The organism is Pseudomonas sp. LBUM1658, from assembly GCF_059716055.1.
On the sequence record NZ_CP166798.1, the window covers coordinates 4,083,154 to 4,109,934 of the forward strand.

27 protein-coding genes and 2 pseudogenes are annotated in these 26,781 nt (G+C 58.5%); 16 read left to right on the forward strand and 13 right to left on the reverse strand.

Going from position 1 to position 26,781, the window contains the following annotated elements:
• Positions 1 to 254 precede the first annotated feature (254 nt).
• Positions 255 to 872: a DJ-1/PfpI family protein gene (locus ACA064_RS18635; RefSeq protein WP_497669442.1), complete on the forward strand. Its 618-nt coding sequence runs from the start codon at positions 255 to 257 to the stop codon at positions 870 to 872.
• A 77-nt stretch (positions 873 to 949) separates the two neighbouring features.
• On the opposite strand, the gene ACA064_RS18640 is transcribed toward ACA064_RS18635, so the two are convergent.
• The gene (locus ACA064_RS18640; protein WP_497669443.1) at positions 950 to 1,906 is read right to left on the reverse strand and encodes an AraC family transcriptional regulator; all 957 of its coding nucleotides are present in this window, start codon (positions 1,904 to 1,906) and stop codon (positions 950 to 952) included.
• A gap of 199 nt (positions 1,907 to 2,105) precedes the next feature.
• On the opposite strand from ACA064_RS18640, the gene ACA064_RS18645 reads away from it, so the two are divergent.
• Together ACA064_RS18645 and ACA064_RS18650 are read left to right on the forward strand one after the other, a co-directional pair.
• Positions 2,106 to 3,059 (forward strand): diiron oxygenase, encoded by a 954-nt coding sequence (locus ACA064_RS18645; RefSeq protein WP_497669444.1) that lies wholly within the window; start codon positions 2,106 to 2,108, stop codon positions 3,057 to 3,059.
• A 70-nt stretch (positions 3,060 to 3,129) separates the two neighbouring features.
• On the forward strand, positions 3,130 to 3,582 hold the full coding sequence (locus ACA064_RS18650) for an MAPEG family protein (protein WP_497669445.1): 453 nt from the start codon (positions 3,130 to 3,132) through the stop codon (positions 3,580 to 3,582).
• A gap of 500 nt (positions 3,583 to 4,082) precedes the next feature.
• On the opposite strand, the gene ACA064_RS18655 is transcribed toward ACA064_RS18650, so the two are convergent.
• Positions 4,083 to 4,562 carry a VOC family protein gene (locus ACA064_RS18655; RefSeq protein ID WP_497669446.1) on the reverse strand — a complete coding sequence of 160 codons (480 nt, stop codon included), beginning with the start codon at positions 4,560 to 4,562 and terminating at the stop codon, positions 4,083 to 4,085.
• A 363-nt stretch (positions 4,563 to 4,925) separates the two neighbouring features.
• Here ACA064_RS18655 and amrS point away from each other — a divergent pair, with 363 nt between their 5' ends.
• The 5 genes from amrS (at position 4,926) to phnE (ending at position 9,352) form a co-directional block, all read left to right on the forward strand.
• On the forward strand, positions 4,926 to 6,002 hold the full coding sequence (gene amrS, locus ACA064_RS18660) for an AmmeMemoRadiSam system radical SAM enzyme (protein ID WP_497669447.1): 1,077 nt from the start codon (positions 4,926 to 4,928) through the stop codon (positions 6,000 to 6,002).
• Between the two features lie 119 nt (positions 6,003 to 6,121).
• The gene (locus ACA064_RS18665; protein WP_497669448.1) at positions 6,122 to 6,973 is read left to right on the forward strand and encodes a putative selenate ABC transporter substrate-binding protein; all 852 of its coding nucleotides are present in this window, start codon (positions 6,122 to 6,124) and stop codon (positions 6,971 to 6,973) included.
• Positions 6,970 to 7,767, forward strand: a complete 798-nt coding sequence (locus ACA064_RS18670) for a phosphonate ABC transporter ATP-binding protein (protein ID WP_497669449.1) — start codon at positions 6,970 to 6,972, stop codon at positions 7,765 to 7,767. The genes ACA064_RS18665 and ACA064_RS18670 overlap by 4 nt, the downstream gene beginning before the upstream one ends.
• Positions 7,761 to 8,588 carry a PhnE/PtxC family ABC transporter permease gene (locus ACA064_RS18675; RefSeq protein ID WP_497669450.1) on the forward strand — a complete coding sequence of 276 codons (828 nt, stop codon included), beginning with the start codon at positions 7,761 to 7,763 and terminating at the stop codon, positions 8,586 to 8,588. The genes ACA064_RS18670 and ACA064_RS18675 overlap by 7 nt, the downstream gene beginning before the upstream one ends.
• On the forward strand, positions 8,585 to 9,352 hold the full coding sequence (phnE, locus tag ACA064_RS18680) for a phosphonate ABC transporter, permease protein PhnE (protein WP_497669451.1): 768 nt from the start codon (positions 8,585 to 8,587) through the stop codon (positions 9,350 to 9,352). The genes ACA064_RS18675 and phnE overlap by 4 nt, the downstream gene beginning before the upstream one ends.
• A 54-nt stretch (positions 9,353 to 9,406) precedes the next feature.
• Here phnE and ACA064_RS18685 read toward each other — a convergent pair whose 3' ends face one another.
• The 5 genes from ACA064_RS18685 to ACA064_RS18705 all read right to left on the reverse strand — a co-directional run bounded on the left by ACA064_RS18685 (position 9,407) and on the right by ACA064_RS18705 (position 13,982).
• Complete coding sequence (locus tag ACA064_RS18685) at positions 9,407 to 9,715, reverse strand: AzlD family protein (protein WP_497669452.1); 309 nt, start codon at positions 9,713 to 9,715, stop codon at positions 9,407 to 9,409.
• Positions 9,705 to 10,421 (reverse strand): AzlC family ABC transporter permease, encoded by a 717-nt coding sequence (locus tag ACA064_RS18690; RefSeq protein ID WP_497669453.1) that lies wholly within the window; start codon positions 10,419 to 10,421, stop codon positions 9,705 to 9,707. Before ACA064_RS18690 ends, ACA064_RS18685 begins: the two co-directional genes overlap by 11 nt.
• Positions 10,422 to 10,747: 326 nt before the next feature.
• On the reverse strand, positions 10,748 to 11,077 hold the full coding sequence (locus tag ACA064_RS18695) for a hypothetical protein (RefSeq protein ID WP_497669454.1): 330 nt from the start codon (positions 11,075 to 11,077) through the stop codon (positions 10,748 to 10,750).
• Between the two features lie 236 nt (positions 11,078 to 11,313).
• Positions 11,314 to 12,588 (reverse strand): glucarate dehydratase family protein, encoded by a 1,275-nt coding sequence (locus ACA064_RS18700; RefSeq protein WP_497669455.1) that lies wholly within the window; start codon positions 12,586 to 12,588, stop codon positions 11,314 to 11,316.
• Positions 12,585 to 13,982 carry an MFS transporter gene (locus ACA064_RS18705; protein ID WP_497669456.1) on the reverse strand — a complete coding sequence of 466 codons (1,398 nt, stop codon included), beginning with the start codon at positions 13,980 to 13,982 and terminating at the stop codon, positions 12,585 to 12,587. The genes ACA064_RS18700 and ACA064_RS18705 overlap by 4 nt, the downstream gene beginning before the upstream one ends.
• A 105-nt stretch (positions 13,983 to 14,087) precedes the next feature.
• On the opposite strand from ACA064_RS18705, the gene ACA064_RS18710 reads away from it, so the two are divergent.
• Both ACA064_RS18710 and ACA064_RS18715 read left to right on the forward strand, forming a co-directional pair.
• Positions 14,088 to 14,990, forward strand: a complete 903-nt coding sequence (locus ACA064_RS18710; RefSeq protein ID WP_497669457.1) for a LysR family transcriptional regulator — start codon at positions 14,088 to 14,090, stop codon at positions 14,988 to 14,990.
• Between the two features lie 126 nt (positions 14,991 to 15,116).
• Entirely contained in the window at positions 15,117 to 16,334 is a 1,218-nt protein-coding gene (locus ACA064_RS18715) for a DUF3422 domain-containing protein (RefSeq protein ID WP_497669458.1), read from the forward strand.
• Positions 16,335 to 16,687: 353 nt separating this feature from the next.
• Here ACA064_RS18715 and ACA064_RS18720 read toward each other — a convergent pair whose 3' ends face one another.
• From ACA064_RS18720 to ACA064_RS18730, 3 genes are all read right to left on the reverse strand, one after another.
• Positions 16,688 to 18,043 (reverse strand): MATE family efflux transporter, encoded by a 1,356-nt coding sequence (locus ACA064_RS18720; RefSeq protein WP_497669459.1) that lies wholly within the window; start codon positions 18,041 to 18,043, stop codon positions 16,688 to 16,690.
• A gap of 116 nt (positions 18,044 to 18,159) precedes the next feature.
• The gene (locus ACA064_RS18725; RefSeq protein WP_497669460.1) at positions 18,160 to 18,342 is read right to left on the reverse strand and encodes a DUF1289 domain-containing protein; all 183 of its coding nucleotides are present in this window, start codon (positions 18,340 to 18,342) and stop codon (positions 18,160 to 18,162) included.
• A 3-nt stretch (positions 18,343 to 18,345) separates the two neighbouring features.
• Positions 18,346 to 18,717, reverse strand: a complete 372-nt coding sequence (locus ACA064_RS18730; protein WP_497669461.1) for a hypothetical protein — start codon at positions 18,715 to 18,717, stop codon at positions 18,346 to 18,348.
• Positions 18,718 to 19,267: 550 nt separating this feature from the next.
• On the opposite strand from ACA064_RS18730, the gene ACA064_RS18735 reads away from it, so the two are divergent.
• From ACA064_RS18735 to msrA, 4 genes are all read left to right on the forward strand, one after another.
• Complete coding sequence (locus tag ACA064_RS18735; protein WP_497669462.1) at positions 19,268 to 19,720, forward strand: Ohr family peroxiredoxin; 453 nt, start codon at positions 19,268 to 19,270, stop codon at positions 19,718 to 19,720.
• A gap of 110 nt (positions 19,721 to 19,830) precedes the next feature.
• A complete protein-coding gene (locus ACA064_RS18740; protein ID WP_497669463.1) occupies positions 19,831 to 20,283 on the forward strand; it encodes an Ohr family peroxiredoxin in 453 nt (150 codons plus the stop codon).
• 145 nt (positions 20,284 to 20,428) lie between these two features.
• On the forward strand, positions 20,429 to 20,887 hold the full coding sequence (locus ACA064_RS18745) for a MarR family winged helix-turn-helix transcriptional regulator (protein ID WP_497669464.1): 459 nt from the start codon (positions 20,429 to 20,431) through the stop codon (positions 20,885 to 20,887).
• A gap of 5 nt (positions 20,888 to 20,892) precedes the next feature.
• A complete protein-coding gene (gene msrA / locus ACA064_RS18750) occupies positions 20,893 to 21,399 on the forward strand; it encodes a peptide-methionine (S)-S-oxide reductase MsrA (RefSeq protein ID WP_497669465.1) in 507 nt (168 codons plus the stop codon).
• Between the two features lie 54 nt (positions 21,400 to 21,453).
• Here msrA and ACA064_RS18755 read toward each other — a convergent pair whose 3' ends face one another.
• Positions 21,454 to 22,542, reverse strand: coding sequence for a polyamine ABC transporter substrate-binding protein (locus ACA064_RS18755; RefSeq protein WP_497669466.1), 1,089 nt, complete (start codon positions 22,540 to 22,542; stop codon positions 21,454 to 21,456).
• A 43-nt stretch (positions 22,543 to 22,585) separates the two neighbouring features.
• Positions 22,586 to 23,887 (reverse strand): NAD(P)/FAD-dependent oxidoreductase, encoded by a 1,302-nt coding sequence (locus ACA064_RS18760; RefSeq protein WP_497669467.1) that lies wholly within the window; start codon positions 23,885 to 23,887, stop codon positions 22,586 to 22,588.
• A gap of 166 nt (positions 23,888 to 24,053) precedes the next feature.
• Between ACA064_RS18760 and ACA064_RS18765 the strand changes: the two genes are divergently transcribed.
• Entirely contained in the window at positions 24,054 to 24,974 is a 921-nt protein-coding gene (locus tag ACA064_RS18765; RefSeq protein WP_497669468.1) for a LysR substrate-binding domain-containing protein, read from the forward strand.
• Here ACA064_RS18765 and ACA064_RS18770 read toward each other — a convergent pair.
• Positions 24,937 to 25,795: pseudogene (locus tag ACA064_RS18770) on the reverse strand (LysR family transcriptional regulator). The gene ACA064_RS18765 and the pseudogene ACA064_RS18770 overlap by 38 nt on opposite strands.
• Between ACA064_RS18770 and ACA064_RS18775 the strand changes: the two are divergent.
• A pseudogene (locus ACA064_RS18775) lies at positions 25,769 to 26,776 on the forward strand (alkene reductase); the annotation flags it as partial. The pseudogenes ACA064_RS18770 and ACA064_RS18775 overlap by 27 nt on opposite strands.
• Between the last annotated feature and the right edge of the window lie 5 nt (positions 26,777 to 26,781).

A 26,781-nucleotide genomic window follows, 5' to 3' on the forward strand; every position in this document is an offset into this window, starting at 1 on the left:
AAGACACTCGAACCGTGGTCTGACACCGTTTCTCTTGTTGCTGTTGGACATATCAGCTTTCCTGATACTCTTCGGCTCGAGGCACTACGTGATAGCCACCCTTTGATGAGCCGTGAAAATATCCGGGTAGACTTGCATCAACTGCCGCCCTGGACGTTGAACCCTCAAGTCACCGTGTGCATACCGGCTTCAGCGGCAAGTGCCTCTCTACAAGCAATATTGACTCCTGAACCCAATTGCACAGGGAGAAGAGTATGCATATCGCAATTCTGACTTTCGAAGGTTTTAACGAGCTCGATTCCCTTATCGCCCTTGGCGTTCTGAACCGTGTCAGCAGGCCTGGGTGGCGAGTCTCTATTGCCAGCCCTACGGCCAGGGTTCGATCCATGAATGGGCTTGTGATCGAGTCACACGTCACTCTGCAAGAAGCAAGTGAAGCGGACGCCGTCATCGTCGGGAGTGGCCGGCGGACTCGGGAAGTAGTGGCTGACCCTGCCCTGATGGCCCAACTGAAGCTTGATCCGTCGAGACAGCTTCTTGGTGCTCAATGCTCGGGAACGCTGGTTTTGGCGAAACTGGGCTTGCTCCAAGGCGTGCCCGCATGTACCGATCTGACGACAAAACCCTGGGCTGAGGAAGCTGGCATCACCGTACTGAACCAGCCCTTTTTCGCGAGCGCAAACATCGCGACTGCGGGTGGATGCCTCGCCTCTCATTATCTCGCGGCATGGGTTATTGCTCGCCTGGAAGGAATAGAAGCCGCGCGGAGCGCCCTGCACTACGTCGCACCGGTCGGCGAGAAAGACGACTACGTTCTGCGTGCCATGGGGAATATTGCGCCCTATCTACCACGACAGCAGGTCGCTATTTAGTACTGGATTGCCGGGTTCGCTCGAAAAAGCCTGGCACTTTCTTCCAGGCAATATGTGTCCATCGGCACCGGACCTTCTCATGCTGATTGTCTGCGCCAAGTGCCGGGTGATGTGCCGAACTGGCGCTTGAATGCACGACTGAACGCGGCTTCGGATTCGTAGCCAACTGCAAAGCCAATTTGCGCCACATTACCGCGACCTTCGCGCAGGTGTTGAGCCGCCACGTGCATACGCCAGAGCGTCAGGTATTGCATCGGTGGCTGTCCGACCAATGCCGTGAATCGCTCCGCGAATACCGAACGCGACATGCCCACTTCAAGCGCCAGGGCTTCTGCAGTCCAGCCCTCGGTTGGACGAGCATGGAGCAGCGCCAATGCACGCCCGATATGCGGATCTCGCAAACCCGCCAGCCATCCGCGCCGTTCAGCGGGGAGGTTCGCGACATACTGGCTGACGGCTTCGACGAACAGCAATTCGGATAGCTTGGCGATGACCGTTGTCGAACCGACGCTTCCTGCCGCGATCTCACTGACAGCGAAACGGAATGAGCTTTCAATCCAGGCTCCCGAAGCCGTCGCGCGCACGTCTAATTTCAATAAGGATGGCAGCGACGAAAGCAACGGACTGAACGGTGTTTCAGAGCCGAGGAATCCGCACAATAACTGTGTGGCCTCGCCGCCCCCGCCGTACTTGATTCGTGAAATGCCGCCGACTTCCGGCGGCTGAATAACTTCGCGCGCCGACATGGGCGCAATGCTTAGATCACTGCCAAAAGTATGAACGTCATTGCGAGGAAGCAGAATGAGTTCGCCTGCCCGTGCGTCGAGGGTGGCGCCATCGTCGATTCGCAATTGCATGTGCCCCGCCGCGACAAAATGCGACGCAATGATATGTCGAGGTGCCGCCAGGAACGGTTTGCAATCGTCCGCAGAGATTCTTCCGTTGATGCACCAGGGCGCAGTGAACTCCGCCTCGAGGAAGACCCCTCCAGACAGCCGAATCACACGCAAGACATCAGAAAGCGCATCCAACAATTGCCAGCCCTCCTTTCCGGAGTCCGGAGCATGTAATCAGGCGCACTGGTCATTCACCGCCTGAACTGCGAGGCCTAGATTAGCACCAACGTGGAGTCAGTGATCGAGACGATCCCCAGACGCTTCACCAATGGTCATTGGCTCCGACGTTAACCGTAATTGCCTTATCCCGACTCGACCAGGGAAGCAGGAGATCAATATGAACACCGTCGCCAACATACCCGGCCCGGATTCGGGCAACGCCGCCCGTTATGCTCAAATTGTCAGATCCTCGAAGAAAGCGGAATGGCAGATCGATCGCGATTTGCTACAGGACCGCAGCTTCGACTTCTCGCGCAAATTCTTGCCCGACGGACTATCGAGGATCGACCGCCTGACCTTTCTCGCCGCGGACGAGGCGCGCCTGCTCAGTCAGATTCAGGGTCGAACCTATGCGTATATCTTTGGCTTGGTCGAGCGTTTTATCAGTGCCAAAATGCTCGATCAAGGTCGGGCCCATGTATTTGACGATCAGCTCGCACTCGAAGCGCTGGTGCGCTTTTCTAACGATGAGATCAAGCACCAGGAGCTGTTCCGGCGCATGGAAACGATGATTGGTTCGCAATTGCCAGCGGGATATCGTCAAGTTGCCGATCCAAACGATGTGGCGCGCGCGGTACTTGCGGCCAGCACCTGGTCGGTGCTGGCGCTGACCTGTCATATCGAGCTGTTTGTTCAGGCGCACTACGCGCAAAGCATCGCCCCGCGCGAGGAGTTGTGCCCACTATTCAAGGATGTCTTCAAATTTCACTGGAAGGATGAAAGCCGGCACGTCGTAGTCGATGAACTGGAGTGGAAGGCGGAGCACGCGAAACTCTCGCCAGCCGAGTGCGACCAGGCAGTAAACGATCTGATTGCGCTGGTGGCGGCCGTCGACGCAATCCTGCAGGCACAATCGGCATCCGATGCCGACTACTTTATTCGAAATGTTTCACGATCGTTCAGTGTCGATGAGACAGCGCAAATCAACGCCTGCGTGCTGAGCGCCTACCGCTGGCAATACATTATCTCGGGCGTGCAGCATCCACACTTTGGCCGGCTGCTTACGCGCATGACAACACCCGCACAGATGTCCCTGATTCAGACCGCACTGGCACCGATCATGAGCAATTGATCGACAGGGCGCGACCGACCGCGCGGTTGTGGAATGACGTGCTGAAAATTATTTATCGAGGCTGGCAGCCATGACAATACCGATGTGGATGTTGCTTGGATTTGCGACCTGGACTTTGCTGCTGTTGATGGCAACCGTCGGGGTGTATCGTTGGGTCAGAATCTTGTTCTCGAATGTTCCGATTGCCTCTTTCCGAAGCGATCAGCTCGAAGGCGAGGATTGGTATCGGCGCGGGACAAGAGCACACGCGAACTGTGTGGAAAATCTGCCTGTCTTTGGCGCCATCGTGTTGGTGATTTCAGCCCTTGGTATCGACGGCCCTGCAGTGAGCTACTTGTCCATAATCGTCCTGATCGCTCGCGTGTGCCAGTCTCTGGTTCACGTATCCCATGTGCAAACCGATACGTTCGTGGCGGTTCGGTTTACCTTCTTTTGCGTTCAGTTGGTCTGTTTTCTCGCGCTCATTGTTATAGCCGCTTCTGGTGGTGTGATGGTAAGCGTCTGCCCAAGTGGCCAGTCGTGAATGGCAGAAATCGGCGCTTGGCAGCCATGCGCAAACGCCGCGTTAACCGACAGCAGGTTGCGGACGATTTCGGCAACGTCGTGTGGCGGGTGACGCCCGTGCCATCATCGAAGGAATGGTGATGAGGCGGACGTCCACGTCAGGGTAAATCGAAGACAAACGATGAATAACGGTCTTCGAACCTATGCAAACCCGATGAACGACAGAATAAACAGGACGATCACAACTGCCCCGACGATGTAGACGATGTTGTTCATGAAATACACCTCTCAACCTGAACCGGATTGCGACACGAGGGTGTTACAAATACAAGGTACTGCACCTTTGCTCGCAATTCCATTAGGCAACACACATAGCTCCGTTCCTCATTCGCAAGATCGTGGTCGCGTTTTTACACACTCTGGGCCGAAAGCTGCCGGCTACAGTTTTCCAGTGCAGCGCCTGGCTTCAGCACCGGCCAGCATCTGACATGTCCAAGCACCCTACCCCAGCAGCGCTGGTTAACGCTCCAGCGCCGCTTCGATCGCAGCGATGTCGATCTTTCTCATCTCCATCATGGCTTCGAACGCGCGTTTGGCCGCCGCTCGATCAGGATTGGTTATCGCAGCCGTCAGAACGCGTGGAGTGATCTGCCACGACAGGCCCCACTTGTCCTTGCACCAGCCGCATACACTTTCCTCGCCGCCGTTTCCGACAATCGCGTTCCACAAGCGGTCCGTTTCGGCCTGGTCGTCGGTCGCAACCTGGAACGAGAAAGCTTCGTTGTGCTTGAATACCGGACCCCCGTTCAGTCCGAGACAAGGGATGCCCATCACCGTGAACTCGACCGTCAAGACATCGCCCTCCTTGCCCGCCGGATAGTCGCCAGGCGCGCGATGGACAGCTCCCACAGCGCTGTCCGAGAACGTCTCGGCGTAGAACTTCGCAGCGTCCAACGCGGTGCCTTCGTACCAAAGACAAATCATGTTCTTGCTGATCATCCTGGTTCTCCAAAACTGGGACTGATACGTGGATTCTAGCAGCGCAGGCAGTCGGACTCGAATTACCAACACAGGTCCTTTATTTTTCACTCAGTAGCCGCTGAGGTGAACTCCCCAAGCGTGGGAACCCTCCCTTCAGAATCAGGTAAAATCAACACCGATACCGACATCGAGTGCGATCGAAACGCTGAAGACCACAGGGACCTCGGTTGCCTATCGATGACATAGTTGCGAAATACCCTTTCAACGGCAGCTTCCCACCACCAGTGGGGAGCGCACACTGCTGAAACGCGCCCGCCGACTTCTGGCATACGGATATCCGTCTGGCGTGCGACACAGTCGGCAAGCGGTAGGAGCCTGGCTATGAATGACCTGTCTGGACATTACTCGGGCCGCTGGTGGCACAACCTGCCCGATGGCCGAATTCAGTGCGACCTCTGTCCTCGTGACTGCAAGCTGCGGGACGGACAGCGCGGCGCCTGCTTCGTGCGCATGCGCGAAGGCGGGCAAATGGTGCTGACCACCTACGGCCGCTCATCGGGCTTTTGCATCGACCCTATCGAGAAGAAACCGCTCAACCACTTCCTCCCCGGCTCGGCGGTGTTCTCCTTCGGCACGGCGGGCTGCAATCTCGCCTGCAAGTTTTGCCAGAACTGGGATATCAGCAAATCGCGGGACATGGACCGTCTGATGGATCAGGCCAGCCCGCAGCAGATAGCCCTGGCTGCGCAAAGGTCGGGCTGTAGCAGCGTGGCCTTCACCTACAACGATCCGGTGATCTTTGCCGAATACGCCATCGATACAGCAAACGCTTGCCATACGCACGGCATCAAGACGGTGGCAGTGACCGCGGGCTATGTGCACGACGCGCCCCGGCGCGAATTCTTCGCGGTGATGGACGCGGCGAATGTCGACCTGAAGGCTTTTACCGACGACTTCTATTTCAAACTCACCGGCGCGCATCTGCAGCCAGTGCTGGATACCCTGGTCTATCTGCATCATGAAACCGAGGTCTGGACTGAAATTACCACCTTGCTGATTCCGGGCTACAACGATTCGAATGATGAAATCGACGCACTGTGCGCCTGGGTGTTCAAGGAGCTGGGGCCGGACGTGCCCATCCACTTCACCGCCTTCCACCCCGATTTCAAGATGCTCGACACACCGCCGACTCCGGCGGCGACGCTCACCCGCGCCCGACAGATAGCCTGTGCACAAGGGCTACGCTATGCCTACACGGGCAATGTGCATGATGCTGAGGGCGGCACGACTTCTTGTCCGGGCTGCGGCGAGCCATTGATCGTGCGAGACTGGCACCGCATCCTGCACTACCAGGTGACGGCAGGCGGTCGCTGTCCGCAGTGCAACTTCCCCATCGCCGGGCGTTTCGACCACTATGCCGACCGCCAAGGGTCGATTGCCACCCTTCGCGACAGATAGCAATTGGGCCAAAAGCAGTCAATTTCGCTCCGCTTCGTCTACCCTCACGAAGCGCCATGCAGCAATCATCTTGTGCCAGGCGCCTCGACATTCTTGCGTTAATGTACCGGAGAACTTCCATGTTCAAACGTCCCCTGGCATTGGCCGTCGGATTGATTTTGTCATTTTGCAACCTGCTGGCGCAGGCCGCCGACACCCTGAAAGTCAGCGCGATTCCCGATGAAGCCCCTACCGAACTGCTTCGCAAGTTCAAGCCGCTTGGCACCTATCTGGAACAACGATTGGGCATGAAGGTCGAGTTCGTGCCCGTGAGCGACTATCCGGCCGTGGTCGAGGCGCTCGCCACCGACCGAATCGACCTGGCCTGGCTGGGCGGCTTCACGTTCGTGCAGGCACGCCTGAAAACCGGCAATGCCATACCGCTGGTACAGCGCGAACAGGACGCCCAATTCACCAGCAAGTTCATCACCGCCGACCCAGCCGTCAAGTCCCTCGCCGATCTCAAGGGCAAGACCTTTGCATTCGGCTCGGTGTCCTCCACTTCAGGCAGCCTCATGCCGCGCTATTTCATGCTCCAGGACGGCATCAAGCCGGAAAGCTACTTCAGTCGCGTAGGCTACTCCGGCGCCCATGACGCTACCGTCGCCTGGGTCCAGGCCGGCAAGGTGGACGCCGGGGTACTTAACGCCAGCGTGTGGGAAAAACTGGTCGCCGCCGACAAGGTCGACACCACCAAGGTCAGAGTGTTTGCGACCACCCCGGCCTACTACGACTACAACTGGACTGTGCGCGGGACCCTCGACCCAGCGCTGGCGGCCAAGATAAAGGCAGCCTTCATTGCTCTCGATCCGGCGAACCCTAAGGACAAGGAGATTCTGGATCTGCAGGCCGCCAGCCGATTCATCGAAACCAAGCCTGAGAACTACAAGGGTATCGAGGAAGCCGCACGCGCCGCCGAACTGCTCAAATGACCTTGCATCTGACCCAGGTCAGCCTTACCCACGGCAACGGCGTCCAGGCGCTGCGTGGCGTGGACCTGCACATCGGTGCAAGCGAACAGGTCGCCATCATCGGCCCGTCCGGCGCAGGCAAGTCGAGCCTGCTCAACCTGCTGGCCACCGCCCTGCGACCGAGTAGCGGCGAGCTGCAGGTGCTCGGCGAGCGAGCCTGGCGTCTTTCTGCACGTCAGCGTCAGCGTCTGCGCGCTCGCATCGGTCTGGTGCATCAGTCGCCACCCCTGCCACCACGCCAGCGCGTGGTTACCGCAGTTCTGGCCGGAAAGATCGGTCAGTGGGGTCTGGGCAAGAGCCTGCTGAACCTGCTGCATCCGCTGGATATTCCGGGCGCACTCGCGGCATTGGCCAGGCTGGACCTGAGTGACAAGTTGTTCGCGCAATGCCAGCAACTGTCCGGTGGACAGCTACAGCGCGTGGGCATTGCCCGCGTGTTGTATCAAGCGCCCGAGGTGTTGCTGGCCGATGAGCCGGTATCGGCCATGGACCCAGTGTTGGCCGAGCACACGCTTTCGGTGCTCTGCCGCCATGCCCGGGAGCACAACGTCACCCTGGTTGCCAGCCTGCATGCGGTGGAGCTGGCGCTGGCGCATTTTTCGCGGATCATCGGCTTACGTGATGGACAGGTCCTGTTCGACCTTGCGGCCAGCGCTGTCGACCGCGAGCTGCTCGACAAGCTCTACGCCAACGAACAGCTGCAATTCTCGCCGGTTCCTCCGGCACCCTTGAGTGTGCAGATTCCCCGATGCTGACGCACGATACCCGAGATCCCGCCACCCGCCCCCGCTTGCTGCTCAGCCTGCTGGCCCTTGCCCTGCTGTGGCCTGGCATCCGCTACAGCGAGTTGGACCTGGGCGTACTGGTAGCAAGTGACAGTCAGAGCGAGATGGGCAAGTTTGTATCAGCCTTCTGGCCACCGGCCCATGGCGAGGAGTTCATTGAGCTGTTGTTGCAAGCCACCTTGCAGACCCTGGCCATCGCCACGGCCGGCATGGCCCTGGCGTTGCTGTTGGCAGTCCCCGCCAGCCTGCTGGCCAGTCGTGCTCTGTCGCTGTCTGCTGCCTCCCGTGCCGGCCACCCGAGCTATTGGGGCCAACTGCTGCGTTGGCCTGTACGCGGTTTACTGATCTTCCTGCGCAGCGTGCCGGAAATCGTCTGGGCCCTGCTGTTCGTGCGCGCCGTCGGCCTCGGCCCGACTGCCGGGGTACTGGCCATTGCCATTACCTACAGCGGCATGTTGGGCAAGGTCTACGCGGAAATTTTCGAGTCGGTCGACCAGCGCCCGGCCCACGCGCTCCTGCAGGCCGGCAGCGGTCGGCTTCCAGCCTTCTTCTACGGGATCCTGCCCAATGTCGCTGCGGAGCTGCTGTCATACACGGTATACCGCTGGGAATGCGCAATCCGCGCCTCGGTGGTGATGGGCTTCGTCGGTGCCGGCGGTCTGGGCCAGCAAATGGATCTGTCGTTACGCATGTTCGCCGGCGGTGAAGTGGCCAGTTTGTTACTGACATTCCTCGTACTGGTGTTGCTCGCCGATCAACTCAGCCGCCTGCTGCGCTGGAGGCTGGCATGAATCGCCTGTTCAACCTGGTACTGGTCCTCTGCATCGGTGCAGCGGTCGTCGCCTCTTTCATCTACCTGGGCATCGAACTCGGCGAGCTCGGCGGCGCCGGCAACCTGAAGCAGATGGGCGCTTATGCGCAGCGTTTTCTCAGCCCGGACCTGAGCTCCGGTCATCTGCAAGCCATCGGCCATGGCGCCCTGGAAACCATTGCCATGTCCGCCCTTGGCACCCTGCTCGCGGCGGTACTCGGGCTGCTATTGGCATTGCCCGCGGCCGGGCGCTTCGGCTGGCCGCTGCAGAGCGCGTCGCGTCTGGTGCTCAACGCCTTGCGCGCGGTTCCGGAACTGGTGTGGGCCGCGCTGATGGTCCTTGCCGCCGGACTCGGCCCCAACGCTGGCACCCTGGCATTAGCCCTGCACACCACCGGCGTGCTCGGCCGGCTGTTCGCCGAAGCACTGGAAAACACCCCACCAGAACCCGCCGAAGCAATCCGCTTACAGGGCGGCAATGCCGTATGGGCGTTCTGTTACGGCACACTGCCCAACCTGTGGCCACAGCTAGTGGCCTACATCCTGTACCGCTGGGAAAACAATATCCGCATGGCCAGTGTGCTCGGCTTCGTCGGCGCCGGTGGTTTGGGGCAAATGCTCTATGTCAGCCTCAGCCTGTTCCAGGAAGCTCAAGCCAGCACGGTAATTCTGGCCATGCTGTTACTGGTATTCGCCGTCGATAGTTTAAGCAGCTGGAGCCGTCAACGCTGGGTCAAGGCTTGACTGCTTTCGCAGAACGGATGTAGCTGCAAGGCGCCCAATAGCGAAACAGTTAACTCATAGCTGCCTGAATAAGGCCGCTGCGACTATGCCTGCCGCGATCGCTGGCAAGGGTTTTTTGAGAAGCAGCATGACGATCGCCGTGGTTAACAAGGCTAGTCGCGCACCGTTGTCACCAGCAACCGCCAGCGGAGCAAGAAGTGCCACCAACACCGACCCGGACATGGCGCTGATGAACAGCTGTACCCGATAATTAATGCGGACGAATGACATCACAAAAATGCCGCCCCAACGCGTTGCAAGGGTTACCACTGCCATTATCAAAACAATGATGAGTGTGCCGAAGCCGGTGGTTTCAATGCTCAATTTTTTTCTCCATCCATAAAGCACCCAGAATGCCGCCGGCTAATGCCCCTACGACTACATGAGTGTTTTCAGGCAGGTACCAGTAAGCCCATAGTGATGAGCAGGCAGCTACTACCCAGATGATTAACATACGCAGGTTTTTCTGCCCGCCGACCACCATGGCTAGCAGGAAGCAACCCATCACCATGTCCAGTCCCAAGCTCACCGGATCGTGAATCGCACTGCCAAAATACAGGCCCAGCCAACTGCCTGATATCCAGGCTGACCAAAGCGCAATGCCGCCACCGAATAGAAGACCCAGACCCGGCTCACCACGACTGAATGCCTGCATGGACATTGCCCAATTGGCGTCCGATACAACCAGCATCACACCGTAACGCTTCGCACGCGGTAGTTCGCGCAGCCAGGGATATAACGTCGCCCCCATCAAAAGGTGCCGGGCATTGACGGCAAATACCGTGATAATCAACGGAATAAGGGACACTTGGTCTCCCCACAGTTTGAGCACGGCAAACTGTGATGCCCCGGCAAACACCAGGCTGCTCATCATGACAATCGAAGAATCATTCAGTCCTGTCTGTGCGGCAGCAAGACCAAAGGCCACCCCGAAGACAATGACAAAGAAAGAAATGGGAAATAACTGTTTGAAGCCACCCCAAACATCGTTGAGCTCCAACTCAGATAAACGCTTATCAACTGATAACAAAACGTAACTCCTTCATGTGGCGATTCCGTCATATCTCAATGGAGTATGCCGAACCCCTTGTCTTCTACGGCGCACTCCGCGCTGTCCACCAGCCAGCACTATCCCCCATACAACATAAGGTCGGCTGGGTTTCCACTGGCGAATTTGGGTGCGATGAGTTTTAAAAGCACGGGTGTACGCAGACCGGATAGATACATGGAAATACAAAAAAACCACGTACAGACCGCTGACGCAGCAACGGCTCGAAGAGCTGGCCACATCAGGCTGAGCAAAGGGTGTAGTGAAACCTGCGCTGCGTGGTTGAAAGACGCGGCTGACATGGCGAGCTAACGGCGCGCCAACTCATGCTTGATGCAGCCCTCATAGTACGCTTGCTTGACGCTGGCAGGCTGCATGCGGGAACTGCTGTCATAGGTTTGCTCGGTGATGCCCATCGCCATCATTCGCATCCAGGGCTGAGTGAATTTGCGTGCCTGGAGCTTGCGTCGTGCGCCGTAAAGGCTCACTCCGGAAAGCTTCGTTGCCTGCGCAGTTCCAGCGATGCCGGAACCCCAGCTACACATGAAGCGATCGTTTTTACTCAACTCCTTTGCCTGAGCCGAAATCGCGGCGCCAGTCAAAACGCATGTTGCCAGGGCAAATACAAAAATCCGCATGCCGCCACGCCTAACCTGCTGAAAGAAAAATAATTCTTACAAAAACCCGGAGGCAAAGGGGCCAGCAATGTGCCCTATGCCTGTAGGAGCGAGCTTGCTCGCGATGGACTCAAGGGCGGCGCGTTTATTCAGACAACACGCGTAATCGTTAACGTCCATCGCGAGCAAGCTCGCTCCTACAGAGGTTCCAGCGTCTGAATCAAGCGTCGTACAATCAGGGGTCGCATCAGGCTGGCTCAAAAACGCGGTTTGATCGTCTTCCACTCCGGCTTGTAACGCTGCATCTGTTTCACGTCATCGCGCTGTCGAATACCGCAAGTCAAGTATTGGTCATGCAGCTTGCCCAATTGATCGTGATCCAGTTCAAGCCCCAACCCGGGCGCACGGGTGATCTTCACGCAGCCATCGACTATGGGTATTTTGCCGCCCTTGATCACTTCTTCATCCGGTTCCTGCCAGGGGTAATGCGTGTCGCAAGCATAATCCAGGTTGGGCACCGCGGCGGCGACATGGGCCATGGCCATAAGGCTGATACCCAGGTGCGAGTTGGAATGCATGGACACCCTAAGGCCAAAGGTTTGGCACATTTTGGCCAGCGCCTGAGTGTCGCGCAGGCCACCCCAGTAGTGGTGATCGGCGAGGACGATCTGCACGCTATTCAATGCCACGCTGCGGCGGAACTCATCAAAGTCGGTGACCACCATATTGGTCGCCAACGGCAGGCCAGTACGCTTGTGCAGCTCGGCCATGCCCTCCAGGCCGGGTGTCGGGTCTTCGTAATACTGCAAGTCGTCACCCAACAGTTCCGCCATACGAATCGAGGTTTCCAGGGACCAGTTGCCGTTCGGGTCTATGCGCAGCGGGTAGCCGGGGAAGGCCTTTTTCAACGCCTTGATACACGACACTTCGTGTTCCGGCGCCAGCGTGCCGGCCTTGAGCTTGATGCTCTTGAAACCGTAGGCCTCGATCATGCGGCGGGCCTGGGCGACGATCTGCTCTTCGTTCAGGGCTTCGCCCCAACTGTCGGGCTTGTAAGGTGAATCAATGTGCCGTGCGTACTTGAAGAATAGATAGGCGCTGAATGGAATCTCATCGCGGATCGCACCGCCCAGCAAATCCACCAGTGGCACGTTCAACGAGTGCGCCTGTAGATCCAGGAAGGCCACTTCGAACGCCGAATACGCGTTGCTCACCGCTTTGCTGGCATGGGAGCCCGGCGCCAGTTCCGCTCCGGCAATGCTGACGGGTTTGTTCGCCGCCACGGTGGCCTGCACGATGGCGCGCAATTGATTGAGGTTGAACGGGTCCAGCCCGATCAGCTGATTTTGCAGCTGCTGCTGAATCGCCAGCGCCGGGGCGTCGCCGTAGCTCTCACCCAGGCCAATGTAGCCGTTGTCGCTCTCGATCTCGATGATCGAGCGCAGCGCGAAGGGTTCGTGAATGCCACTGGCGTTGAGCAGCGGCGGATCACGAAAAGCGATGGGGGTGACGGTGACTCGTTTGATTTTCAAGAAGCGGCTCCCTTTGGACCTGAACTCAAGGCTTGATGACTGATGGATTGTTTTGGCGCAGTGTCTTCGGCCGGTTTGCCGGTCAGCGAGCGGAGCGCGTCACCACGCGGTGCAGTGCGGGCGAAGAAGATCACTACGGCCGCCACCAGTGAAGTGGCCGCCAGGCCATACAGGCCGCCTTCGATGGAGCCAGTGGTCTGCTCCAGAAAACCGAATGCAGTCGGGGCGACGAACCCGCCGAGATTGCCGATGGAGTTGATCAAGGCGATCACCGCTGCGGCGATGCGGGCGTCCAGATAGCCTTGGGGAATCGGCCAGAACAAGGCTGAGGCAGCCTTGAAACCAATGGCGGCAAAACAGATGGCGACGAAGGCGAAGATCGGCCCGCCCGTGGTGGACATGAACATGCCGAACGCTGCAATTACCAGCGTGACTGCAACCCAGGCCTGCTGGTATTTCCATTTGCTGGCCATGGCGGCGAAGCCATACATCGCGATGATCGAAATGATCCACGGAATCGAGTTGAACAGGCCGACCTGGAAGTCGCCGAGGTTGCCCATCTTTTTGATCATGCTCGGCAGCCAGAACGTGGCGCCATAGATGGTCAAGGCGATGGAAAAGTAGATGAAGCAGAACAGTGCGATCTGCCGGTCGGCCAGCAGTTTGAACATGGACGGCTTGACCGTCTGCACGGCTTCGCGTGCCTGCTGTTCCTGCGCGATGGCGCTAATCAATGCGGCCTTTTCTTCTGGGTTCAGCCATTTCGCTTCCCGCGGATGGGATTGCAGCCAGAACCAGACAAAACCGCAGAGCACGATGGAGGCAAAACCTTCAATCAGGAACATCCACTGCCAACCGTGCAGGCTCAAACCGTTGATGTGCAGCAGTGCCCCCGATATCGGCCCGGAAATGACCGAGGCGATGGCTGAACCGCTGAGAAAGATCGCCATAGTCTTGCCGCGCTCGGACGCTGGCAGCCATTGGGTGAAGTAGTAAATGATCCCGGGGAAAAAGCCCGCTTCGGCTGCACCGAGAATAAAACGCAGCACATAGAAGCTGGTTTCGCCGCGCACAAACGCCATGGCCATGGCGGCTGCGCCCCAGGTGAACATGATGCGCGTCAGCCAGGCGCGAGCACCGTAGCGTTGCAGCAGCATGTTGGAGGGGACTTCGAATATCGCGTAACCGATGAAGAACAGCCCGGCGCCCAAACCATAGGCAGCGGCACCAATGCCCAGGTCGGTTTCCAAATGGCTACGGACGAAGCCGATGTTGACCCGGTCGATGTAATTGACGATGAACATCACCACGAACAGCGGTAGTACATGGCGCTTCACCTTGGCCGCTGCGCGGGCAAGTAGATTCGGGTCCGGCGGATTCTGGAGGGTATTCAAGGGCAACTCCCGATCATTGTTTTTTTAGGGACACGGCGATCATGGACGCAGGCATTGATCCCGTCTAATCTAACTTGGCATTCGATTGATACCTGGATTAGATCAATGTTCGAACTGACTCAACTGCGCTGTTTCACCACCGTGGCGACTGAACTCAACTTCCGGCGTGCCGCCGAACGGCTGAACATGACTCAACCGCCCCTCAGCCGGCAGATTCAACTGTTGGAGCATCACCTGGGCGTCGAGCTGTTCACCCGCACCACCCGCAGCGTCGCCCTGACCGCTGCCGGCCGCGCGTTTTTCATCGAAGCCCAGAATCTGCTGGAACGCGCCCAGCAAGCCGCAGTAACCGCCCGCCGCTTCGCCGAAGGCGACATCGGCTCGGTCAACATCAGCTTCGTTGGCAGCGCGGTGTACGAGTTCCTGCCCAAGGTCATCGCTGAAGCACGGCTCAAACAGCCCCATGTCAAAATCGATCTGTCGGAGATGAACACCTACCAGCAGCACGAAGCCCTTCGCGCCCGCCGTATCGACCTGGGCATTGTCCGCGCGCCCTTGCTGGAGCCGGGCTACGCCACCGAATGCCTGGTGCGCGAGCCGTTCGTCCTGGCCGTCCCCAGCCAACACCGACTGGCCAGCACACACACCGTGTCCGTCAAAGACCTCGATGCGCAACCGTTCCTAATGTACTCCCACGCCGCCTACCCACCCTTCAACGAACTGCTGACCGGTATGCTCCGCTCTGCCCGCGTCGCCCCGGAATACGTGCAATGGCTCGGCTCATCACTGACGATCCTGGCCCTGGTCAACGCCGGAATGGGGTTGGCGCTAGTGCCTCGTTGCGCCAGCAGCGTGGTGTTCAAGAATGTGGTGTTTCGTGATATCGATTTGGGCGAAGGTGTACAGAGCGAGCTGCATTTGATCTGGCGCGAGAATAATGACAATCCGGCGTTTGCGATGTTGTTGGAGGGGATTCGACGGGCGGTGAGGGAGGGATGGGGCGTTTAGTGCGCAGACACTGGCCCCCAGCGTCGGCATCGCCTGTAGAAATAGTGGAAACAAAATCGGTGACTCCTGAGTCCGTCAACCTGTCCCATCAACAACCAAAAACAATATCAACACGGTCTCAACCGCATGCATCAGCAAAGACAAACCCTGCACAATGAATTGCACGCTCGCCCGTCCCTGTACTTCGACGAGCCGGCCCACGTGTTTCATCTGGCCTTCCTCGGCGGGGATCCCGAGTGCAATGCGCTGCTGAAAAGCTGCTGCCCTGCCCCCTTCGACCCGAACGCTGCCCAGGGCATCACTCTGCTCGACGGCAACCCGTTGAAATGGGAACGCCACACTGAGTTCTTTACCCTCACCCTGGTGGTTACCTCGTCGAGCAATGACCTGACATGGACATCGTTGCCCGAGTCGCTGGCGAATAGGGTCAAGCCGCATTTGCAGCAACTGATCAACTCCGTGCAGATTGTGGTGCGCGCAGAAACCACCATTGACCTTTCGAGTTACGGTTTCAAAGACCCTTGCGGCTCTTGCGTGGGCGGGGGTGATGCCGTGGTCTGGAGCGATTTTCGTCTGAACGATGATGGCGCGAACCGCTTTCTGTTCGTCAATAGTCGCCTGAATGCCTATCGTCAGGGACGGATGATCAGACGCCTGCTGGAAATCGAGACCTATCGGATGATGGCCTCGCTGTCGCTGACCACTGCCAAGACCTTAAGCGCCCAACTTGATGTCTTCGACAAGACATTGGTCACCCTCTCCGAGCGCAATGCCGGCTCCGACAGCGCAAACGCCAAAATCCTGCTGGCCGACATTGCCAACCTCTCGGCACAAGTCGTCAGCAGCACGGCGAAGACCCGCCACCGCTTCAGCGCCACCCAGGCCTACGCCCAGCTGGTATTCGAGCGCCTTGGCGAACTGCGGGAGAGTCACGTGGGGGATTGCCAGCGCCTTGGCGTCTTCATCGAAAGGCGCTTCAAGCCCACCGTCAGGTTCTGTGCCGCCACCGAGCAGCGCCTGGAGCACCTGGCCAAAAGCGTGGCCAATCTTGGCGACCTGCTGCAGGCGCGGGTGCAGGTCGAAATGGAAGAACAGAACTCGGAAATCCTCAAAAACCTGAACAGCCGAGCCGATGCCCAGATCAAGATTCAGCGCGCCGTGGAAGGCCTGTCGATTATCGCCATCACCTACTATCTGCTGAGCCTGCTCAAGCTTGTGTACTCGGGATTGAACCTGTTGGGGGCGAACGTTTCCCCACGAGAGTCCATGTTGGCCATGACCCCTCTGGCCATCGCCATCCTGCTGTTGATTCTATTCAGGATCAAGAAGGCCAAAGAGCATTGATCAGGCGGATCGAAAGGCTCTGAGCGAGCCGTTAATCAGCGAGCCGGACAAGGCCAAACCGAGTTGACGGAAAGGCTCAGGGCGTGATGGCGGTGTGTCAATCACCGATGAGCTTTCGCCGGACCCAAACAAGATTCTGATTGAAGTCTGTCTACTGGACCGCATCATCGTTCTTCGCGAGCAAGCCCGCACACACCAGGCCGCAGTCGTACTCCAATCCCGTGTTCGCTGAAGATCAACTGTGGGAGCGAGCCTGCTCGCGATGGGGCCCTGTCGGACACCAAGGATTCAGGCCCGAGCACGCCGTTTGAACAGCCCAAGGTTTCGATCCTGGCGGCAACCCGGGCGCCCTCTTACACCAACCGTTCAATCTTCTGATACTGCCAAACCATTTTGTAATAGGCCGTCTGCAACGCCAGCATGCTCAGATAAGCCACCGGAAACGCCATCCACACCCCTTGCAACCCGAAGCGCGCATCCAGCAGATAGGCCATCGGCAATTCCACGCCAAGGATGCAAAACACTGAAATCGCCATCGGCACCAGCACCGTCCCACTGGCACGCATGGTGCCGCCGATGATCGCCTGGAAACCGAACACCAGCATGCTCCAGAGCATGATGTGCAACAGGTGTTGGGCCATGGCCTGGGTGGATGGATCGGTGAGGAACAACCCCAGCAGCCAGTGCGACAGCAGGTAACCCAACACCACCAACCCACCGGTCAGCCAAACGTTGATCAACAGCCCCGTGCGCAAAATCAGCGCGATACGCTCAATGCGCCCGGCCCCGATGGCCTGGGCGCCGAGAATCGATGCTGTGATCGCAATCGACAGCGCCGGGAATTGCACATAGTTGACGATCTGCGTCACCGCCCCATACGCCGCCGTCGCCTGGGAACCGTGCTGGTTGACCAGCGCCAGAATCACCAACTCCGACAACGAAATCACCACCATCTGCAACCCCGTGGGCAACCCGATGCGCAGCACCTTGCCGAGGATGTCCATGTCCAACCGCATCGCCGCAAAAAACGCCCGATCCGGCGCCAAAGGATGCCCCTTGCGAATCAACCGCCACGCCAGCCACCCCATCGCCGCCAGGTTACCCGCCAACCCGGCAAACGCCGCACTCTGAATTCCCATCGGCGGCAACCCCAGCCAGCCGCGAATCAACGCCGGCGTCAGCGCCAGCCCGACACAGGTCGACACCACCAACGCCAACAGCGGCGACAGCGTATCGCTCACCCCACGCAGCAACTGCGTAAACAGCACAAACACCAACAGCGACGGCATGATCCACATCATCACCTGCGCATACGCCACCGCATCCTCCAACACATCAACCGGCGTCCCCAACCCCTGCAACGCCGGCCGCGCAAACACACTCCCCAACACCGCCGCCACCAATCCGATCATCGCCCCCAACAGCAACGTCGTACCGGCGATGGCCTTTACCATCGCCGGCTCACGCGCGCCCCAGGCCTGACCGATCAATACGCCCGCCCCCACACCGAGGCCGATGACCAAAGCGATGAAGAAGAACACGATGGGAAACATGCCGGACACGGCCGCCAAGGCTTGAGTGCCGAGCATTTGTCCGATGTAGATACTGTTGATCGTGCCCGACATGGATTGGAGGAAATTGGAGAGGACCATGGGGGCCAGGAATAGGAGATAGGTTTGCCAGAGGGGGCGTTGGGTGGGGGTTTGCATGAGGTGGCAGGAGCTCGCTTGATGACCTGGCGTTGGGGGATTCGATTCTACGGGATGCTGAAGCAATTCAGAACGCGTAGACGGGAGCATGGCTTGTCCGAAATTGGGCCAAAGGCTCAAGCGTTGCTTTTTTGAAGACTTTTCAGGCGCAGGCTTGCTCGTTGCGCTGCGGCCATCTTTTCGGGTCGCTTCATGCGCTTCCATTTCCTGATGTCCTCCTTGGTGCGGCCACAACTCACACACAGTTCACCATTCAACTGGCAAACTGAAATACAAGGGTTTTCGATATCCTTGGCCACGCTTCAACCCCGAGTCGAGCGCTTGCGCGCCAAGCGTTGTTGCCAGTTTCCGGCATTGGCTCGCTGACATTGCTCTTCGGAATCGAAATGCACATGGGCCGATACCGGGCTTACGAGAACATCCGCCTCACCCAGTGCCACGGCAGTCAGTTCGACCATGCGTTCGCCCTGCCCACTGGCCAGGGCCCGGTCCTTATTGGCTTGCGTATCGAAGATCCAGACAACCATCAGGCTGGAAGGGAACACCGCGTAATCGATCTCGTGGGTCAGCCAGGAGAACCCCACTATTTCCGCTTTGGCCGTCTCGCACGCCTCGGTCAGGGTAGCCACCAGGCGACGCTCGATATGCGCCTGATCGCGTTTGCTTAAAAGCATGGGTTAGTCCTTGAATGACAATGTTCGATTGGCGATAGCATTTTTCCATCCTGCCGCTCTTACCCCTGGATGAAATCGATCTAAAAAGTCCCGGCCAGCTTTTTCGACCTTTTGCTATTCTGAGGTTGTAGGTGAAGACGCAGACTGATGCGCAATAAGGATAGCAAGGAGACGTGGGGCGCGTTCCGAAGGGTACACGGTTAGAAAGATCTCCGCGCTGAGATCCAGCCCTTATGCCGTGTGAAGCAGAAGAGCACAAAACTGTTCTGTCAGAGTCCTGATAAACCTTGTAAGCCGGATACCAGCACTGGCCACCTACTCGATTTCCAAAGCCCGCCATGTGCGGGCTTTGTCGTATCCGCAGATGCAAAACCGGTAGCAAGCGCCAACTCCCCAAGCTGACGCCGCGTTGACCCGACCACTCGTCGCCGAGAGCGAGTACCACCTCTTGACAGCGATGGGCTCCTGCGCGAATATTACTTACATCGGATGCGATCTAAACGCACACGACAAATAAATCTTACCGAACCTAACGTTGAGGATTCATCCCATGAGCAAGATCGAAAAAGTCCTGGCCTCCGGCAAAACCCACACCACCATGAGCCGCGCGGGCGTCACTTCGCGCGGCCATAACGGCAGCCTCGACATTCAGCTTTCGTCGCCTGGAAACGCCAAGCCCGTGCATGTGTTCGAAGCCACCCAGCCGCACCCGAAAGCCGAGCAATTGTTCGCCGGCGCCTGGTCGGCCTGCTACATCGCCGCGGTCGGCGTCGCAGCCAAGGAGATGAAGCTCGAGCTTCCGTCCGATCTGTCCGTCGACATCGAAGTCGATCTGGGCCAGACCGGTCCGGCCTACTTCCTCCAGGCCCGGCTGACTCTCCGCGTGCCGGGCCTGGCGCACGATGTCGCGACGACGCTGGCCCATGCCGCAGACCAGATCTGCCCGTACTCGAAGGCGACCCGAGGCAACATTGACGTAGCCCTCAACGTCCTCACGGCTTGACCCACGGCGCGGCTTTAACATCGATTGGTATTTTTGTCACCACATATATATCGCATGCGATAAAAGCGCATACGTATTACAACTTTATTGAAACCTTCAGGTAATCATCCATGAGCAAGATCGAAAAAGTACTGGCCACCGGCAAAACCCATACCACCGCCAGCAGCGCTGGCCACACCGCGCGCGGGCATAACGGCAGCCTCGACATCGAGCTTTCGTCGCCCGGAAACCCGAAGCCCGCGCACCTGTTCGCCGCCACCCAGCCGCACCCGACCGCCGAACAACTGTTCGCCGGCGCATGGTCGGCCTGCTACACCGCCGCCGTCGGGCTCGTGGCCAATGACCTGAACGTGGTGCTGCCGTCTGATCTGTCCGTCGATATCGAAGTCGATGTGGGTCAGACCGGTCCGGACTACTTCCTCCAGGCGCGCTTGACTCTCCGCGTGCCGGGCCTGGCGCACGACGTCGCGACGACGCTGGCGCACACCGCAGACCAGATCTGCCCGTACTCGAAGGCGACCCGAGGCAACATTGACGTAGCCCTCAACGTCCTCACGGCGTGATGCACCGCGCGACCGGTTCGACGTTGCCGTCGAACCGGCCACCGGCCGTTGATCACAATTGGAAGTTCGAGCACTTACGACACCATCGCACACGAGGTATATTTCAAGTTTGCGAGACAGCAGTCTTTGACGAACGAGGCGACACATGAAATCCACCGACAAAGCGGTACCCGCGGACCTGAAGCTATCCGGCTTCCTGTGTTTTGCGGTCTATTCAACAAACCTCGCCTTCGGCAAGGCCTACAAGCCGTTACTCGAAAAACTCGGTCTGACCTACACGCAATACATCACCATCGTTGCGCTGTGGGAGGAAGACAATCAGACCGTCGGCAGCCTGGGTGAAAAGCTGTTTCTTGAATCGAACACCCTCACGCCGATCCTGAAGAAGCTGGAAGCGATGGGCTTTCTGCAAAGGCAGCGCGATCCCGAGGACGAGCGCCAAGTGCGGATCAACCTGACCAAAAGCGGACGAGACCTGCGCGCAGACCGCCCGGAAATGGGCCTCGATGCGACGGGACTGACATTGGACGAGTTCACGCAAATGCAGAAGGCAATCGTGACGCTGCGTAACAATCTGATCAAATCGATGCACACTGAGGAGTGAGCGCTATGACCACGCAAACTGAAACTGCAATTCTGGCCGGCGGCTGCTTCTGGGGCATGCAGGATTTGCTGAGGAAAAAACCGGGCGTGCTGTCTACGCGGGTGGGTTACTCCGGCGGTGACGTGCCCAACGCGACTTACCGCAACCATGGCACCCACGCCGAAGCGATCGAAATCGTGTTCGATCCGAATGTCATCAGCTATCGCCAGATCCTTGAGTTTTTCTTTCAGATTCACGACCCGTCGACGGCCAATCGCCAGGGTAACGACATGGGCACCAGCTACCGCTCGGCAATCTTCTATCTCGACGAAAAGCAGCTGGAGGTAGCCGAGGACACCGCGGCCGACGTGGATGCATCCGGTCTCTGGCCCGGCAAGGTCGTCACTGAAATTGTGCCCGCTGGCCCGTTCTGGGAGGCAGAGCCGGAGCATCAGGACTATCTCGAAAGATTGCCCAACGGATACACCTGCCATTTCATCCGGCCGAACTGGAAACTGCCGAAACGAGCGTGACGTTTTGTGATGCCTGGGTTCCAGCGCCGGAACCCAGGGACCACTTCAATTGCGTCAGGTATTGGTTTTCAACTTGGTCCACAGACGAGTACTCAGCCGTGCAATCGCGGCGGGCAGATCCTCAACGGTGAACAACTTGTCCATGACACTTTTCGGCGGGTAAATCGCCAGGTCCTGCTTCACCGCCGGAATGACGAACTCATCCGCCGCACTGTTGGGGTTGGCGTAATGGATGCTGTTGCTGATGTTGGCGATGACCTTCGGCTCGAGCAGGTAGTTCATGTAGGTGTAGGCATTCTTCTCGTGCGGTGCGCTCTTGGGCAGCACGACCATGTCGAGCCATAAAGTAGAACCCTCGTCGGGAATCGAATAAGCGATGTCGATTCCGTTGTTGGCTTCCTTGGCGCTGGCAGCCGCTTGCACAACGTCGCCATTGAAGCCGATCACCGCGCAGATATTGCCATTGGCCAGATCACTGATGTACTTGGAGGCGTGGAAATACTGGACGTAGGGTCTGATTTTGAGCAATGCCTGCTCGGCTTTTTTGTAATCCGCAGGCTCGTGGCTGTGAGGTGGCAGCCCCAGATAATTGAGGGTGATCGGCAGGATCTGCGTCGGGTTATCGATAATCGCCACGCCGCACTGGCTCAGCTTTTTGATGTTGTTCTCATCAAAAAACAGGTTCCAGGAATGGGTGACATCCGTGTTGCCGAAGATCGCCTTGATTTTCTCAACGTTGTAGCCAATACCCGCGGTGCCCCACATGTACGGATAGCCGTACTGGTTGCCTGGGTCATTGACCTCCAGTTTCTTCATCAACGCCGGATCAAGGTTTTTCCAGTTCGGCAGCTGGCTTTTATCAAGCTTCTGAATAGCCCCAGCCTTAATCAGTCTGGACAGGAAATGGTTTGAAGGACTGACCACGTCATAACCGGTACTACCCGTCATCAGCTTTGATTCCAGTACTTCGTTGCTGTCGTGAATGTCGTAAGTCGCCTTGATCCCCGTTTCCTTGGTGAAAGTGGTCAGGGTATCGTCGGCGATGTAGCCGTTCCAGTTGGAAATATTGACGGCTTCGGCCGCGCAGGTGGCTGCCGAAAACGTAGTGAGCAAGACCACCAGGGAAATGTTGTTGACGTGCATGTTCAATCACCTTTTTTAGGAGCTTTTATTCTTTTGCGGCTGACTAGATTTCTGTTCTGGCCCTGACTGCCTCCACACGCATTCGAAGCATGGCACCGATGTCGAGTAAGGGTCGGGGCGGGAGCCAGCCGGGCTGAGCCCTGTGCATGACCGACTGCAAGAGTGGCGAGCTGGCACCCGATGCCAATTCAGCAAGCAGCCGCCCCCAAAGAGTGCCGCGCGCGACGCCCGAACCATTGCATCCGGCCACGGCAAACAAGCCCTCTTCAACCTTGGCAAAATAAGGTTGCCCGGTGCGTGAAGCGCTCAGATGTCCGGTCCAGGTGTATTGAATATCCTGCTCGGTAAACCACGGAAAACGTCGCTGCAAGCCCAGCACATGGTGTTTTCGACGGTGCAAGAGATCACTGTCGGACAAATCCCGAGAGCGGTATTCCGCCGTGTTGCGGATCATCACTCGACGATCCGGCGTCAGTCGCACCGTAGCGCCGAGTGGCCGGGTGGACAGCACGCCCCAAGGCTCGACACCGCCAATGGCACGGAACTCCGCGTCGCTGAGCGGCCGCGTGAGGCTGGCGCTGAGCTCCATCGGAAAGGTTGCGCTGTCGTCTATCCCCGTGCGTGAGATGAAGGCGTTCAGGCACACCAGGACCTGCTTCGCCTCAATGTTTCCATCAATGCCATTGGCGCGAATACGCCCTTCACCCAAGCGCTCCAGACCAGTTATATCGGTGTTCTCAAAAAGGCTCACATTCTCCGGCAGCGCATCCAGAAGACCCTTCACGTATTTCGCCGGTTGAAGCAGTGCGTTGCCCTTGCCGCACCATATTGCAGCCTGGTAATGCCGGGTTCCCAGTTTTTCGATCAGCTGCTCACCTTGCAGAAATTGCGCAGAAGCACCGACGGCTCGTAGCGTCGCAAGCTTGGACTCGACATGGGTCAGCTTGCCAGGATCGCTGACGGCGAAGAAATAGCCGGAGTCTCTGAAGTCGCACTGGATGTCATGACGAGCAATGCGCTGGCGCACCTCTTCGCTGGCGGCACGGGAAATCGACGTATCCACTTCAAAATCAGCAAACCCCTGGCAGCCAATCAGCTCATCATTGCCCGGATGTTCGTGGGCCACCACAAATCCGGAATTGCGCGCCGAGGCCCCCTGCGCCGCCCGCTGTCTATCGACGACTACGATGCGTGCCTGAGGGTGCATTTGGGCAAGCGTGTGAGCGGCACAAAGGCCGGTGATACCGGCACCGATGACCAGCCAATCGGCTTTTTGCGTGCCGCTCAGGCGAGCGCGACCTGGTGAATTACCAGCTTGCGCAATCCAGCCACATACATTTTCCATGCGTCACCTCATTTGACTGTCGTTCTGCGAGCCGCCTATATCCAAAGCAGAACTACATGCGATAACTGCATGAGTGGTTTGAGATGACGGTAGCTAGAGCTAGAATCTATAAGGTCTGTGGTCATTCAACCAACGTTATAAAATCATCGAGACATTCTGAAAACGCATGGATAAAATTCGCCACGTCCCCTCTCTCCAGGCCATGCAAGCCCTGGTGGAGGTCGCTGATTCGGGCAGCTTCACCCAAGCTGCGCAAAAGCTCTGCCTGACCCAAAGTGCAGTGAGCCGCAAAATTCAGCAGTTGGAGAGTCACTTCGGCGTACCGATGTTCGTGAGGAGCAGCCGCAGTATTCGACTGACCCCTGAGGGCGAACAGGTGCTTGGCAGCGCCCGGAAGATCCTCGAGCAATTGCAGATGCTCGAGGATCGGCTTTCTGGGCAGAAACGAGCGTTTCGCATACGCATGCATGTGTCGCTGGCGGTTCGCTGGTTGCTGCCCAAGCTCAGCGACTTCTACCGGCGTCACCCGGATATTTCCCTGTCGATCGAGACCGTGGCGACGGAGATCGTCGAGCCGGCCAGCGACAGCGATGCCTACATCCTCTATCTACCCGAGCCGTCCAGCGATCCTGATTGCCTGACCTTGTTCGAGGAAACGCTGGTTCCAGTGTGCGCCCCTGGCCTGGCCAGCTCATCCCAGCCACTGACGTCGGTGGAGGATCTAGTACGCTTTCCCCTGCTCCATCGGTCGGCGGACAAGCAAGCCTGGATCGAATGGCTGGCAGCCAATGGCAACAAGTCGCTGGAGGACTACAGGCACATACCCTTCAACCTCGACGAGTTGGCACTCGATGCCGCGGCGCGAGGTCTGGGGGTGGCCGTGACTGACCTGACCCTGGCAGAGGAGTCTATCGAACGCGGTGTGCTCGTGGTCCCGTTCGGCCGCCCGTTGAAGACCAGGGGAATTTACTCGCTGTGCCTGCAACCCTCAGCCGCCTCTCATCCGGCGTGCTCGCAGATCAGGCAATGGTTCGCCCAGCAGGCGGAATCTATGAATTTTCGAGTCGTTCCTGCAGAAACTCGATAAATCGTTGGGTTTTCGCCGGCAACAGCCGCGTCTCGGTGAGGGAGTAAACCGAGATGGGCGAGGCCTGCCACTGCGGCAACACTCTGCGCAGAGTGCCATTGGCAACGTCTTGCGCAGCGATCCCTTGCGCCAGTAACGCGATACCCAGATCCAGCGTCGCCAGACGCCGAATCATTCCCACGCTGTTGAGTTCGAATCGACCGCCAACCTCCGCCTCCACCTCCCCTTCACTGCTGGAGAGCGTCCAGCGGTCAGCGCCCGCTCCGCGCAGGCGCAGGCACTCGTGGTTGGTCAGATCCGAGGGATGAACAGGCTCACCGGACAGTTCGAGATAGTGGGGGGGAGGCGTAAAGACCGCGTCGCAAGCTGGCGAGCTTACGGGCAATCAGGTTCGAACTCGCAGGCTCGCCCATGCGAATGACCACATCGACCGGCTCACTCACCAGATCGACCTGACGCGGGGTCAGATCGAACTCGAAGCTGATACCGGGATAGAGCCGCGCAAACTCCGCAATCAGCGGCGCCAGGTAGATAGTGGCGAAATCCACCGGGAGCGAGGCGCGCAGTACACCGCTGGGTCGAGCCAGCATTTCCCCAAGCTGTTCATGGGCCAGCCTGGCTTCGTCAACGATGCGTTTGCAGCGATCGAAGTACAACTGCCCCGCCTCGGTCAGCTCGATCTTGCGCGTTGTGCGATGCAGAAGCCTTAGCCCGATTTCCTTCTCCAGACCACTTATCCGCCGGGACAGCGTCGAGTTCGGCATCCCCATCGCCTCCGCTGCCCGGCGGAAACGGCCCCGATGACTCGTTCGCGTTCCGATGACTCCGGGGTACCGACCGAGCTGGTACCCACCTACTACGCACAGCGCGCCGGTGCCGGGTTGATCATCACTGAAGGGGTGTTCCCTGTCGCCCTGGGCAAGGGTTACGTCCGCACCCCCGGTATCGAAACCGCCGAGCAGGTGGCTGCCTGGAAACAGGTCACCGAAGCGGTACATGCTCGCGGCGGCCGGATCTTCATGCAGTTGATGCACTGCGGACGCATTTCGCACCCTTCGCTGTTACCGAATGGCGCCCAGCCACAGGCACCCTCAGCGATCAAACCCGCAGGCCAGACCTGGACCGCGACGGGCCTTCAGGACTTCGTCACCCCCCATGCGCTGAGCGTGGTCGAGATTGCCGCGGTGATCGAGGGCTATCGGCAGGCGGCGCGCCTGGCCATAGAGGCCGGTTTCGACGGCGTCGAGTTGCATGCCGCTTCGGGGTATCTGCCTGAACAGTTTCTCTCGACTGGCAGCAATCAGCGCACCGATGAGTACGGTGGATCGGTTGAAAACCGAGTTCGTTTTGTACTGGACGTGCTGGCCGCCATCTCGACGGAGATTGGTGCCGATCGTGTTGGCTTGAAGATCTCACCTGAAATGAACTTCAACGACATCGTCGATGCCAACCCGCAAGAAACCTACACCTGGCTGGTCGAGCAGCTGCGCGGGCTGAAGCTCGCCTATCTGCACGTGGCCCTGTTCGGCGCCAGCATCGACTACCACGCCGTGTTGCGCCCACTGTTCGACGGCAGCTACCTGATCGGTGGCGGACTCGATCAACGCTCCGCCGAATCCCTGATCGCCGAGGGCCGGGCAGACGCGGCGGTTTTTGGCAGCGCATTCCTCGCCAACCCCGATCTCCCCGAGCGCTTTCGCACAGGCGCTGAGCTTAATGCTCCGGACAAGGACACGTTCTACGCACCGGGCGCGCAAGGGTATATCGATTACCCGGCCATGAGCCCGGCGCAAAGCTCCTGAGGAAA